Source organism: Marinobacter daqiaonensis (assembly GCF_900115285.1).
GTDB lineage: Bacteria > Pseudomonadota > Gammaproteobacteria > Pseudomonadales > Oleiphilaceae > Marinobacter > Marinobacter daqiaonensis.
On the sequence record NZ_FOYW01000001.1, the window covers coordinates 2,743,165 to 2,755,286 of the forward strand.

The 12,122-nt window shown below is 61.4% G+C and carries 11 protein-coding genes; 2 read left to right on the top strand and 9 right to left on the bottom strand.

Annotated features, from left to right (window positions below; translation table 11 throughout):
- Positions 1 to 2: 2 nt before the first annotated feature.
- Genes BM346_RS12480 through BM346_RS12490 form a run of 3 tightly spaced genes read right to left on the bottom strand, consistent with a single transcriptional unit; the run spans position 3 to position 3,669 of the window.
- A complete protein-coding gene (locus tag BM346_RS12480) occupies positions 3 to 1,148 on the bottom strand; it encodes an acyl-CoA dehydrogenase family protein (protein WP_092012974.1) in 1,146 nt (381 codons plus the stop codon).
- Between the two features lie 26 nt (positions 1,149 to 1,174).
- A complete protein-coding gene (menE, locus tag BM346_RS12485) occupies positions 1,175 to 2,758 on the bottom strand; it encodes an o-succinylbenzoate--CoA ligase (RefSeq protein WP_092012977.1) in 1,584 nt (527 codons plus the stop codon).
- Between the two features lie 50 nt (positions 2,759 to 2,808).
- Complete coding sequence (locus tag BM346_RS12490) at positions 2,809 to 3,669, bottom strand: helix-turn-helix transcriptional regulator (RefSeq protein WP_092012980.1); 861 nt, start codon at positions 3,667 to 3,669, stop codon at positions 2,809 to 2,811.
- A 171-nt stretch (positions 3,670 to 3,840) separates the two neighbouring features.
- Between BM346_RS12490 and BM346_RS12495 the strand changes: the two genes are divergently transcribed.
- Positions 3,841 to 4,995, top strand: a complete 1,155-nt coding sequence (locus BM346_RS12495; protein WP_092012983.1) for an acyl-CoA dehydrogenase family protein — start codon at positions 3,841 to 3,843, stop codon at positions 4,993 to 4,995.
- 65 nt (positions 4,996 to 5,060) lie between these two features.
- Here the strand turns inward: BM346_RS12495 and BM346_RS12500 are convergent, their stop codons facing one another.
- A complete protein-coding gene (locus BM346_RS12500; RefSeq protein WP_092012985.1) occupies positions 5,061 to 5,684 on the bottom strand; it encodes a TetR/AcrR family transcriptional regulator in 624 nt (207 codons plus the stop codon).
- Between the two features lie 210 nt (positions 5,685 to 5,894).
- On the opposite strand from BM346_RS12500, the gene BM346_RS12505 reads away from it, so the two are divergent.
- Positions 5,895 to 7,493 carry a class I adenylate-forming enzyme family protein gene (locus BM346_RS12505; protein WP_092012988.1) on the top strand — a complete coding sequence of 533 codons (1,599 nt, stop codon included), beginning with the start codon at positions 5,895 to 5,897 and terminating at the stop codon, positions 7,491 to 7,493.
- A 95-nt stretch (positions 7,494 to 7,588) separates the two neighbouring features.
- On the opposite strand, the gene BM346_RS12510 is transcribed toward BM346_RS12505, so the two are convergent.
- The 5 genes from BM346_RS12510 to BM346_RS12530 all read right to left on the bottom strand — a co-directional run bounded on the left by BM346_RS12510 (position 7,589) and on the right by BM346_RS12530 (position 12,099).
- Positions 7,589 to 8,794 carry an acyl-CoA dehydrogenase family protein gene (locus BM346_RS12510; protein ID WP_092012992.1) on the bottom strand — a complete coding sequence of 402 codons (1,206 nt, stop codon included), beginning with the start codon at positions 8,792 to 8,794 and terminating at the stop codon, positions 7,589 to 7,591.
- A 64-nt stretch (positions 8,795 to 8,858) separates the two neighbouring features.
- The gene (locus BM346_RS12515) at positions 8,859 to 9,797 is read right to left on the bottom strand and encodes an NAD(P)H-dependent flavin oxidoreductase (protein WP_092012995.1); all 939 of its coding nucleotides are present in this window, start codon (positions 9,795 to 9,797) and stop codon (positions 8,859 to 8,861) included.
- Between the two features lie 144 nt (positions 9,798 to 9,941).
- A complete protein-coding gene (locus BM346_RS12520; protein ID WP_092012998.1) occupies positions 9,942 to 10,538 on the bottom strand; it encodes a 2-hydroxychromene-2-carboxylate isomerase in 597 nt (198 codons plus the stop codon).
- 30 nt (positions 10,539 to 10,568) lie between these two features.
- Complete coding sequence (locus BM346_RS12525; protein WP_174805135.1) at positions 10,569 to 10,997, bottom strand: PaaI family thioesterase; 429 nt, start codon at positions 10,995 to 10,997, stop codon at positions 10,569 to 10,571.
- A 31-nt stretch (positions 10,998 to 11,028) separates the two neighbouring features.
- Entirely contained in the window at positions 11,029 to 12,099 is a 1,071-nt protein-coding gene (locus BM346_RS12530; protein ID WP_092013001.1) for a BtrH N-terminal domain-containing protein, read from the bottom strand.
- Positions 12,100 to 12,122 lie beyond the last annotated feature (23 nt).

The following is a 12,122-nucleotide window of genomic DNA, read 5'->3' on the forward strand; positions in this document are numbered from 1 at the left end:
GCTTACAGGCCAAGCTGGCGCGACGCCAGGTCCCGCATGATCTCTTCGGCACCACCACCGATGGCGTTGACCCGTACCTCCCGGTAGATGCGTTCCGACTTCGGACCCCGCAGGTAGCCGGCGCCACCAAGGGTCTGCACCGCTTCCCGGGCACAGTACTCCATGGTCAGGGTACTCTGGTTCTTGAGCAGACAGACATCCGCCACCGGGTTGTCCCCCTGCTCGATTTGCCAGGCCAGTTTTTCCAGGTAGGCCTGGCTGGCCTCGATCTTCATGTACATGTCCGCCAGCTTGTGACGGATCACCTGGTGCTCTATCAACGATTTGCCGAAGGTCTGGCGTTGACGGGCGTACTCCACGGTTTCCTCATAGCAGGCCCGGGCAAAGCCGACGCAGCCTGCGGCCATGAAGATGCGCTCGAAGTTGAAGTTGTTCATGATCATCTTCGACCCCTGGTTTTCCTCTCCCAGAAGATTGCCCGCCGGTACCCGGCAATCGTCGAAATAGAGAGTGGCGGTGTCGGAACACCACCAGCCCATCTTCCGGTCCAGGGGAGTGCGGGTGAAGCCGGGGGTGTCCCGGTCAATCACCAGCAGGGAGATGCCCCTGTGGCCGGCCTCGCCGGTGCGAACGGCAACGGTGTAGGTGTCCGCCCGCATCCCGGACGTGATGAAGGTCTTGGAGCCATTCACCACGTAATGGTCACCGTCGCGCCGGGCGGTGGTCCTCAGGGCGGCCACATCGGAGCCACCGCCTGGCTCGGTGATGGCCAGGGCACTGATGGCCTCACCGGAATAGATGGGCGGCAGCACCCGCTGCTTGAGCTCCTCGGAACCGTACTTCACGATGGGCGGCGTGCCGATACCGTGACTCATCAGGCTGGCGGACAGACCACCACAGCCGGCCATGGCCAGCTCCTGGGCAGCGATAATCATGTAGAACAGGTCCGCCTCGATGCCGCCGTACTGTTCCGGGTACCCCAGGGGAATCAGGCCAATGTCCGCTGCCTTTCTGTACAGCTCCCGCGGGAACGTGCCGGCCTCGTCCCATTCGGTGACAAAGGGCTCGATCTCCTTGCGGACAAAGGTCCGGACCGAATCCCGAAAAGCCTCGTGTTCGGCGGTGTAGAAGGGACTGCTGATGGACATGGATCTTCCTCGGTTGGATCGTCAGGTTACTGGTACTGCTTGCGCAGTTCCCGCTTGAGCACCTTGCCCGTGGCGGTGCGGGGCAGTTCATCCAGCACCACCAGGTGCCTGGGAATCTTGAAACGGGCCAGTTGGTCCCCGCAGTGGGCCTGGATCTCTTCCAGGGTAGGCGCCTCGCCCTCCTCGGGGACCACCAGGGCCAAGGGCACTTCACCCCACTTTTCGTCGGGTACGCCGATTACCGCCACGTCACGGACTTTCGGGTGGCGATAGAGCACCTGTTCCACCTCGGTGGGATAGACGTTCTCACCGCCGGAAATCAGCATGTCTTTCTTGCGATCAACAATGTAATAGAAGCCTTCCTCGTCCTGTCGGGCCAGGTCACCACTGTGGAACCAGCCGTTGCGCCAGTCCTCGGCGGTGGCGTCCGGGCGATTCCAGTATTCCCGGAACATGCTGGGGCCGCGCAGCACCAGCTCGCCGGTGTCTCCGGGGGCCACATCGTTGTCGTTCTCGTCCACGATGCGCATCTGGACATGGATCAGGGGCTTGCCCACCGAGCCGTTCTTGCGCACCGCGTTTTCGTTGTTGAGGACACAGGCTGAGGCGCAGGTCTCGGTCATGCCGAAGCCCTCCAGGAACTGGAAGCCCCGTTTCTGGAAGAACTCGATGACCGGAATGGGGCAGGGCGCGCCCCCGGACAGCAGCACCTTCAGGGAGGACAGGTCGTAATCATCGAAGTCCGGCCGCTGGCTGAGCATCAGCCACATGGCCGGCAGCACGAACAGGGAGGTGATGCGCTCCTGCTCCAGGTCCCTGAGAAGCGTTTCCGGCTCGAACTGGGGCTGCAATACGATGCGGGCGCCGCAATACAGCATGGGCAGGGTGTAGATGGCCAGGCCACCGATATGGAACAGGGGCGCCACCGTCAGGGTGCTGTCCGAGGTGTTGAAGGCCAGGGGACTCATCTGGGTGTTGATGGCGATCCAGGTAGGGTTGGCGTGGGTCAGCAGCGCTCCCTTAGGCTTACCGGTGGTGCCGGAGGTGTACATCATCATCAGCGGGTCGTCCTGGGCTACCAGGACATTCCGGTCGGAGGTATCCGCCGCGGCCAGGCTCTCCCGGTAGTCCGGGTCGCCTTCGGCGCCGCGGACACCCTCGCCACACTCACCGTTCACGGCAATGGCATGCTGCAGGGTGGTTTCACTGCGGATGGGTTCCAGCAGGGGCAGCAGGCGGGCGTGATAGACCACCACCGAGGCTTCGGCGTCGTTGATGATGAATTCCAGTTCCCGGGGGCTTAGCCGGAAGTTCAGGGGAACCGCAATGGCGCCGAGCTTGGCGCAGGCAAAGAAGGTTTCCAGGAACGCGGTACTGTTGATCATCAGCAGCGCCACCCGGCTGCCCTGGGTGATACCGCGTGCCGCCAGCATGTTGGCCGCGCGGTTCACCCGCTGGTCGAGTTCGCTGTAGCTGACACGGTCCTCGTTGTACACCAGCGCCTCGCTATCCGGGCGATACCAGGCGTGGTAGCGCAACCAGTCACCGATGCCCCCGATGTAGTGGGAGCCGAGGCTGGGGTCGGTTTTTTGTACTTGTTGTTGGGTCATGATGAACCTCTGATCATCCGTCTCACGAATTGGAGCTGTGTTAAGGGGCACTAGACCATAGCAGTGCGCGATGTGACCAGCTTGCGCGAACTGGCTGCCCGCGCGGAAACCGGTGTTTCCGCGGCCGGAACCTGCACACGGATTCGCAGCCTGCGGGAACCATTGACAATATCCCGCGGCGGCAGCCCGTAGATTCGACGTATGGAGTGGCTGAAATGGGTGGAGTCCGGGTAGCCGGTTTCCAGGGCAATGTCGGTCAGTGTCGACGCTGAGCGGACGTGATAGAGCAGACTGCGGGCCCGGCGCCAGGCCCGGTACTTGCGCAGGCAGACCCCTGTCTCCGCCTTGAAGAGGTGCAGAAACCGCGACAGAGAAAGCCCCTCCAGTTCCGCCAGGTCAGAGGCACCGCAGGGCTCGGCGGTATATTCACAGATATGATCCACGACACGGCTGACTCGGGGATCCAGCGTGCGACGGGGCAGGGACTGCCCGAACAGCAGGTCGTCAAACTCACTGTCCGAAAGACGATTTTCCGAAGCCGCCTGCTGCAATCGGCCCACTCCTGCCAGCACTCGTGCCTTCAATGCCAGTGGATCAGTCATCAGCCTGTCGTGGATACAGAGACCGGCCCCTTCCGTGTCGGTGTATTCGGGCTCCAGCATCACCACGGCCAGATGCCGGTCACGGGACCGGATCCGATGGGGCGTATAGGGTGGCACCCAGGCCAGGTGCTGTGCCTGCCAGCCATCACCCAGGTCTACGTTCAACGGCGCCTGGTCTGCCACATAAAGAGTGGCACAGCCGAAGTTGCGGATCGCCGGCCTGCCCAGCAGGCCGTAGTAGAAGACCCGGTGATCACCAATAAGCATCAGCCGGTGGCCCGTGTGTGTCCCGCCGGGGGTAAGATCCATCGCGTTTACCCTCTCGTTTGTCGTCAATTCAAGGTTAGACCTAACACTTGGTCAAATTCAAGATTGCCGCTACTATAATTTGACCGAATGATTGGTCTCATGTCTGAATGACATCCAGACAGACCCACATAATGCCCCGGGGCGAGCCGCCCTGCCCGATTGGAGAGCAGCATGCGTTATACCACCGAGCACAAGAGCCTCTACGAGTCCGTCAGCAAGTTTGTGGCGGACGAGATCAATCCCTACGTCGACCAGTGGGAGGAGGAAGGCATCTTCCCGGCGCGGGAATTGTTCCGGAAAATGGGTGCCAAGGGGTTCCTGGGCATCACGAAACCGGAGGCCTTTGGCGGCATGGGGCTCGACTGGAGTTATGACCTTGCCTTCTGCGAAGCCATGGGGGAAGTGAACTGCGGCTCCATTCCCATGGCGGTGGGCGTACAGACCAATATGGCCACCCCGGCCCTGGCCAAAATCGGCTCGGACGAACTTCGCCGGGAATTTCTGGCACCAGCCATTTCCGGCGACTACGTTGCCTGCATTGGCGTGTCGGAACCCGGCGCCGGCTCCGACGTGGCGTCCATCAGGACCAATGCCCGCAAGGACGGCGACGACTACATCATCAATGGCGGCAAACTGTGGATCACCAATGGTACCCAGGCTGACTTCATGTGCCTGCTGACCAACACCGGCGACGGTCCTGCCCACAAGAACAAGTCCCTGATCGTGCTACCCATGGACACCCCGGGGGTAACCGTGGCCCGCAAGCTCGACAAGCTGGGCATGCGCAGCTCCGACACAGCCCAGATCTTCTTCGAGGACGTGCGGGTACCCCAGCGCTATCGCATTGGTGAGGAGGGCATGGGATTCATCTATCAGATGCAGCAGTTCCAGGAAGAGCGGCTGTGGGGGTCCGCAAGCACACTGCGCACTCTGGAGAAATGCATCCAGGACGTCATTGACTACACCCGTCAGCGCATTGCCTTCGGCAAGCCGCTACTGCACAACCAGACCATCCATTTCCGCCTGGCGGAGCTGCAGACCGAGGTGGAACTGCTGCGGTCCCTGGTGTACCGGACAACAGAAGGCTATATCAACGGGGAGGACATGACCCGGCTGGCATCCATGGCAAAATTGAAGGCCGGCCGTCTTTGCCGGGAAGTGACCGACGCCTGCCTCCAGTACTACGGCGGTATGGGCTTCATGAACGAGACTCTGATCACCCGGCTCTACCGGGACCTCCGGCTGGTGTCCATTGGAGGAGGGGCGGACGAAGTGATGCTGGGCATTTTGTCCAAGTTCATGGGCACCCACCCCGGCGGACAGTAATCGGGACCGGCTCACGCTGGGCCGTCAGGGACGACGGCCCGTGTTCCGTCCGGATAATTCATTGACTACCTGGACGGGACACTTGTGGCCAGTTGCAGTACCCGGTCGGTGAGATCATCCAGAGACAGCCCTCTGCCATGCCGGAACCAGGTGGGGGTCCAGTGAAGGGAGCCGGCCAGCAGCTTGCGCAGTATACCCGGCTCCATGGTCACCAGCCCGTCCTTGCGGGCTTCCCGCAGCACCTCCAGCCAGATGCTTTCATACTCTTCCCGCAATCTCAGGATGGTCGCCTTGCCCTCGTCCGAGAGGTTGCGCCATTCATCCACCATGACGCTCCAGGCCTCGCCGGTTTCGCCGTTCATGGCGTAGAGCTCAACTGATATCAGCGTGCGCAGCCTGTCCTCGAGCGTCTGGCTCTCCGTCAGTGCACGCTTGAGACGGGTCAGGTTGAGAATGATGCTTTCCTCCATAACCGTGCGCAGGATTTCGTCCTTGCTGCGGTAATGGTGGAAGATACTCCCCGGCAGAATGCCCGTTTCGCGGCCGATATCCCGCACGGTTGTCTGCAGGTAGCCCTTGCGCCGGAACAGACTGGCAGCGGTGTTGAGGACCGCGCCCCGGGGGCTTTTCGGGTCAGTGATCCTGCCATCTTCTATCAGTTCGTTGCGGATATCTTCACTGAATTCCAAGGTTCCGGCTCTCTGTCCACGAAGTTGAAAAAGGGTTGGGAATGGGGCGGCATTCTATAGTAAATCCGGTATTGCAGGCCACCGGTCCGTTCTGGGCGATCCGTTCTCGGAGCGCTCCAACATTGTAGACCAAGCGCTTGCTCAAATCCTTTTGGTCCGCTAGATTTGTCGAAACAAGAACAATGGACCAACAATCCTGCGGAGGCTTTTATGGCCAGGCAAGCTCAAGGTGGAACCACTCCCGCCATGAACATGATCGACCGTGTCTGCGCCGGCGACATACTAACCCGGGCAGCGGATCTCTTTCCCGACAATGTGGCAATGGTCGATGATGGCCGCACCCTGACCTACCGGGAGTTCGAGGAGCAGGCCAACCGCATGGCCCACAGTCTGCTCGGCCTTGGCCTGAAAGCGGGCGAACCGGTGGGGCTGCTGGCCCGCAACTGTCTGGAGCTGATGGTGTGCTATATGGCCTGCGCCAAGGCCAACCTGGTGTTTGCGCCGGTGAACCTCGGCCTCAAGCCCCATGAGATCGCCTACTGCCTGAACGACTGCGGTACCCGCATTCTCATCGTCGAGGAAGCCCTGGCCGAGGCAGGCCGGGCGCTGCCGGACCAGTGCCCGGACCTGGAGTTCCTCTACTCGACCGGCACTTCCGCCACCAGCAGCGGAGACCGCACGTGGCGCCCGTTTCGGGAGCTGATCGACAATGGCAGCGAGCATCCCATCGAAGTGGTGGTGGGTGACCGGGATCCGGTGCAGTTGCTCTACACTTCCGGCACCACCGCCAATCCCAAGGGTGTTGTCACCAGCCATCAGGCGGTGACCATAGCGGCCATGTCCAACATCATTGCCAACCAGCTGCCGCCGGAAGCGGCCATGCTGTGCCAATTGCCGCTATTCCACTGTACCGCAGTGAACTGCCTGGCTCTGCCCACTTATATGATGGGCGGCAAGCTGGTACTTGCGAAGGGCTTTGATGCCCGGGAGTGCGCCAGACTGATCGAGGAACATGAGGTCTACATGCTGGTGTTCCTGCCCATGATGTTCACTGAAATACTGACTGACGCGGAGGCCAGCCAACGGGACTTCTCCTCAGTACATCGCGCACTCTATGCCATGGCTCCCATGGCGGAGTCCAAGCTCCAGGTGATCCACGATGCCTTCCCCAACGCCGACGTGGTCCTGGGTTCCGGCCAGACCGAATTCACTCCGGCCACCTGCCTGATCCGTCCGGAACACCAGTGGTCCAAGGCCGGTTCCTGGGGTACCGCCACCCCCATGACCCGCGTGGCCATAATGGATGATCATGGCCGGTTGCTCCCGCCGGGTGAAACCGGCGAGATCGTCTACCGGGGACCACAGGTGATGACCGAATACCTGAACCAGCCCGAGAAGACCGGGGAGGCCTTCAAGTACGGCTGGTTCCACAGTGGCGACATCGCCTCCATCGACGAGGACGGCGCCATCTGGTTCACCGATCGCAAGAAGGACATTATCAAGACCGGCGGCGAAAACGTGGCGTCCCTGGAGGTTGAACGCTGCCTTATCGGCCATCCCAAGGTGGCGGAAGCGGCGGTCATCGGGGTGCCCCATGAGCGCTGGGGAGAGGCCATCACCGCCAGTGTCATCCTCATGCCGGATGAGGATGCCGCGGAGGAAGAGCTCATCGAATACTGCCGGGAGCACCTCGCCGGCTTTAAGGTCCCTAAGGCCATTGTGGTCGTCGAAGAGTTTCCTCGCACTGGCACCGGCAAGATCCAGAAACACATGATTCGCAAGGGTATGGAGGGGCATTTCTCCGGCTGACCCGGAAATTGGGGTCAGACCCCAATTCCGGCGGGCCGTCGCTGGCTGCCTTCCTTAATATGGGGTCAGACCCTGTTTTCCTGCGGAAAAATCGGTCAGACCCCGTAAGTCCGGAGCAGCTGGCGGGACAACGCGGCCCGGTGTACCTGGTCCGGGCCGTCACCAATACGGATATAGCGGGCGTACATCCAGGCTTCCGGCAGGAAGGTGTCCTGGCATACTCCGGCACCGCCATAGACCTGAATGGCCCGGTCGATGACCCGGGCTGCCATGGACGGGACCACGATCTTGGCGGCGGCGATCAGATCCTTTGCCGCCTTGTTGCCTTCCTGATCCATCCTGTCAGCCGCCTTCAGGGTGAGCAACCGCGCCTGCTCGATCTCGCAGAAGGAGTTGGCGATTTCCTCCCTTACCGAGTCGAACTGCGACAGTCGGCGTCCGAACGCCTCCCGCTGTTCCGCTCGCTGGCAAAGCATTTCCAGGGCCCGCTGCGCGCAGCCGATAAGCCGCATGCAATGATGAATACGACCCGGACCCAGGCGACCCTGGGCGATTTCGAACCCCCGGCCCTCCCCAAGCAGAATGTTCGAAGCGGGTACCCGTACATTGTCGTAGACAATCTCGGGATGTCCCACCGGCGCCTCGTCGTACCCGAACACGGTCATGTCGCGAATGATGTGCACCCCCGCTGTGTCCCTGGGCACGAGGATCATCGACTGCTGGTGGTGCCGGTCGGCGTTATCCGGATCGGTCTTGCCCATCACGATCAGCAGTTTACAGGCCTCGTTCATGGCACCTGAGGTAAACCACTTACGGCCATTGATCACATACTCGTTACCGTCACGGCGGATCTCGCACTGGATGTTGGTGGCATCACTGGATGCCACCGCCGGCTCGGTCATGGAAAAGGCGGAACGGATCTCACCTGCCAGCAGTGGCTCAAGCCATTGCTTCTTCTGCTCCGGTGTTCCGAACATGGACAGGATCTCCATATTGCCGGTGTCCGGAGCCGAACAGTTGAACACCTCGGAAGCCCACAGGATACGGCCCATCTCCTCCGCCAGTGGGGCATAGTCCAGGTTCGTCAGTCCTGCTCCATGATCCCCCGGAAGAAACAGGTTCCACAGACCGGCTGTCTTTGCCTTTGATTTCAGTTCCTGGACAATCGCCGGAGTATGGTAACGATTCTCTCCGCTGGCCTGTTCGCGATACAGGTGTTCGACGGGTAAGACCTCCTCCGTCATGAACCGTCTTACCTGCTCCAGAAGTTCTCTGGCTTTTGCGGATTCCTGAAAAAGCATTCGCTAGTCCTCATTTTCGTCGTTGTCGTGACCGGCCGGTGAAACCTTTCGATGGTTGACCGGATTATCGGGCGAACGGATCCGCGCAGGCCTGCTTCATCGCCGCCTGATATTCGTCCACCAGTCGGCGGCACAGCTCGGCCGCTGGCGGCTCGTCAGTAATGGCGCCAACGCCGTGGCCCGCCGACCAGACCGTTTTCCACGCCTTGACTTCGTTTTCCATATTGAGACCACGGTGTTCCTCCATTGAGGACAGGTCCAGTCCCTGCGCTTCAATACTCGGTTTGAGGAAATTGGCGTTAACCCCGGATATCTTGGGGGTATAAACGATATCCGACGCCAGACTCTGCCGTACCATGGTTTTGTACTCGGGCTGGACCATCGCCTCCCGCGTTGCCAGGAACCGGGTGCCCAGATAGGCCAGATCCGCCCCCATCAGCCGCGCCGCGGCAATCTGCTCACCGGTGCTGATGGCCCCCGCCAGAACGATGGTGCCGTCGAACACCTGTCGGATCTCCTGGACAAGGGCAAAGGGACTGACGGTGCCGGCATGGCCGCCGGCCCCCGCGGATACGGCAATGATGCCGTCGACGCCGGCTTCGGCGGCTTTTTCGGCATGGCGGCGGTTGACGACATCGTGAAAGACCAAGCCGCCATACGAGTGCACGGCCTTCACCACCTCCGGCACAGCGCCCAGGGAAGTAATGACGAGGGGCACCTTGTGTTTGACGACCTGCTCCAGATCCGCCTCCAGACGGGGATTGGATTTATGGACAATCAGGTTGACGCCGTAGGGCGCGGCAGCCTGACCATAGAGGCGGGCCTTGATGTCCAGAAGCCACTCCTCAAAACCTTCCGTAGTGCGCTGGTTAAGTGCCGGGAAGGTGCCGATGACACCGTTCAGGCAGGTTTCCACCACCAGGTCCGGACCGGATGTCAGGAACATGGGGGCGGCGATGGCCGGTATCGAGAGCCGGACTTCAAGATCAGCAGGAATGGGCATGGCGATAATCTCCCTCAGTTGATGGACAGGTCCGCTTTGAAGTGAAACACGGCCAACGGCGTTGCGCCACTTTTCGGGGGGGGGGCTGGCGGAGTCAGCCCGACGGATCACGGGGCTTGCTGTATCCCCTGCTGCGAGGTCCTGTTAAGACCTGAGCAGCTCCTCCTCCACAAAATCCATTCGATCCTTGCCCCAGAACAACTCATCGCCAACAAACAGGCTGGGAACACCAAACACCCCCCGATCGAGCCCCTGGTTGGTACTGTCCACCAGCTGTTGGCGGATCTCGTCGCTTTCGCTGAGTTCCTCGAACGCCGCCGGATCAACACCGAGAGAGCGCACGATCGGCCGCAGCCCGGCAAAGTCCGCGATGCTCGCGTCGTTACATTCCCAGTAGGCGTCGAGGACGGCCTCCGTAAAGGCGGCCTCCAGGTTCCAGCGCCGCATTGCCAGAGCACCGCGCAGCACGCGGCTCGTCTTGATAGGAAACACATCGGGAAACCTGAAGGGCAGATTGTATTTCTCCGCCCATCGCATCAGGTCCCTTTTGCGGTTCGCCAGCTTTGCCGGCGGCTCTTCCATGAGTACATAATTGTTGGCACGAAAGACGTATCCGAGATTGAACGGATGCAGAACCAGTTCCGCACCGGTCTGGTGAAGTATTGGCTTGAGCAGCTTGTAGGCGAAATAGGTGTTGGTGCTGCCGACGTCCCAGTAGAGCTCGACCTGCTTTTTACTCATGTTGTTCTCCGTTAATCCCGGGGTCTCCTGTCATCTGGTTGTGTGGGACGACGGGATGGCATAGGTGACCACCGCGTGCGCCACCGGCTTTTCCAGATGACCTTCGGAGTAGATGTTCACTTCCGTCAGCACCGAACGGCGGCCGAGGTGCAGCAGTGTACCCCTGGCAAGCAGAGCCTTGCCGGACTCCGGCTTGCGCAGGAAGTTGATGTTCAGGTTGCTGGTAACGGCCAGCGGCACGATGCCGATACGGGACAGCACCACCACATAGGCGGCCGTGTCTGCGGTGGCCATCATGGTGGGCCCCGAAACCGTGCCGCCGGGTCGCAGGTGGGACTCGTCCACAGGCTGGCGGACCCAGATGTCCTGCTCGTCGACCCCCTCCACGGTGATGGTTGCCTGGGGAAATTCACTGCTCATAAATGCCTGCAGTTCGTCAGCGGTGACCTGGATTGCCATGTGCCTGTTCCTCGGTGGTTTGGTTAGGGGTTCAGTTTTCCGGGCTGCCCCGGCCGGCCTTTCCCAGGGCTTCCTGCAGGGCTTCCTCCAGGGCTGGTAGTTGGTGGGCCGCTGCGCTGATGGCACGGATGTCCATGGGCTCCGCCAGGGCAGCTTCGCCCAGGGCCGACCAGGCATCGGCACTACGCTGGCAGGTTTCGGCCGCCGCCGCGAAGTCTTCATCGCCGGTTGCCAGGGCTACGTCCCGGCAGAAGCTGGCCTCCAGGCGCCGGAACATCCCGCCGCCAGTGCCGGCCTTCTCCACAAACACCGGTATCGTCCGGACCGCGGTGGTGAGCTCGTCCGGGTCCAGACGGTAGGGCCAGGTGATGATGTCATCGGCGAATGTCCTGACCCCATCAACGCCGCTGGCCACCAGGCTGCCGGAGGGCAGAGTGGAGACATCAAACAGCTGGGCATCCTCCCCGCCCAGCACCCGGGCGGCTGCGGCCGCTGCGTCCCGGGCGCAGGTCAGAAGGTCCGGCAACTGTGCGGGGAAACGCATCGGATACGTGGCAAAACGGTTGGGCCCCGGAAAGCCGCTGGACCCGTGCGCCCGCCGGAAAGCCTCCATGGGCACTTCCTGGACATCCTCCCGGTCGTTGTCCACGACCAGGACCGTCTGGCGGTCGTCGTCGTAACCGATGACGACCACATCATGCCGGGTATTGGACAGTCTCACTCGCAGATAGGGCAGTTCAGCAATGTCGCACCACACCATCACCGGACGGCCGGCATCAATTTCGTCTTTTATTAGGCGCCAGGCTTCCTCAGGGTCATCGGTCTGCTGGCGCCGGGTCTCGATGTTCAGGCGCCGGCACAGGTTCAGCTCCATGTCCGCGTTTCGCCCCACTACGTACATGGGCGGTGTCAGCCCGGGATAACGGGTGTACATGAAAGACAGCCCACCACCAAGACCGAATACCAGACCCTCTCCCGGCAACCCGTCGCCGGGTAGGCTCTCCCAGCCAAGGCCGGCCCAGTGCAGCAGATCCCGCAGGGCGCCGGAGCCGCAGTGACCGCCGAGCTGGTGGGGATAGGCTTCGATGATTTTCCGGGTCATGAGGGATTGTTCCCTTCGCTTGT

Bases quoted from the DNA above. Each gene is read 5' to 3' on its own strand.
- BM346_RS12510 (WP_092012992.1), bottom strand. From the start codon at position 8,794: ATGCTTTTTCAGGAATCCGCAAAAGCCAGAGAACTTCTGGAGCAGGTA.
- BM346_RS12520 (WP_092012998.1), bottom strand. From the start codon at position 10,538: ATGAGTAAAAAGCAGGTCGAGCTCTACTGGGACGTCGGCAGCACCAAC.
- BM346_RS12505 (WP_092012988.1), top strand. From the start codon at position 5,895: ATGGCCAGGCAAGCTCAAGGTGGAACCACTCCCGCCATGAACATGATC.
- BM346_RS12495 (WP_092012983.1), top strand. From the start codon at position 3,841: ATGCGTTATACCACCGAGCACAAGAGCCTCTACGAGTCCGTCAGCAAG.
- BM346_RS12525 (WP_174805135.1), bottom strand. From the start codon at position 10,997: ATGGCAATCCAGGTCACCGCTGACGAACTGCAGGCATTTATGAGCAGT.
- BM346_RS12515 (WP_092012995.1), bottom strand. From the start codon at position 9,797: ATGCCCATTCCTGCTGATCTTGAAGTCCGGCTCTCGATACCGGCCATC.
- BM346_RS12480 (WP_092012974.1), bottom strand. From the start codon at position 1,148: ATGTCCATCAGCAGTCCCTTCTACACCGCCGAACACGAGGCTTTTCGG.
- BM346_RS12490 (WP_092012980.1), bottom strand. From the start codon at position 3,669: ATGGATCTTACCCCCGGCGGGACACACACGGGCCACCGGCTGATGCTT.
- BM346_RS12530 (WP_092013001.1), bottom strand. From the start codon at position 12,099: ATGACCCGGAAAATCATCGAAGCCTATCCCCACCAGCTCGGCGGTCAC.
- menE (WP_092012977.1), bottom strand. From the start codon at position 2,758: ATGACCCAACAACAAGTACAAAAAACCGACCCCAGCCTCGGCTCCCAC.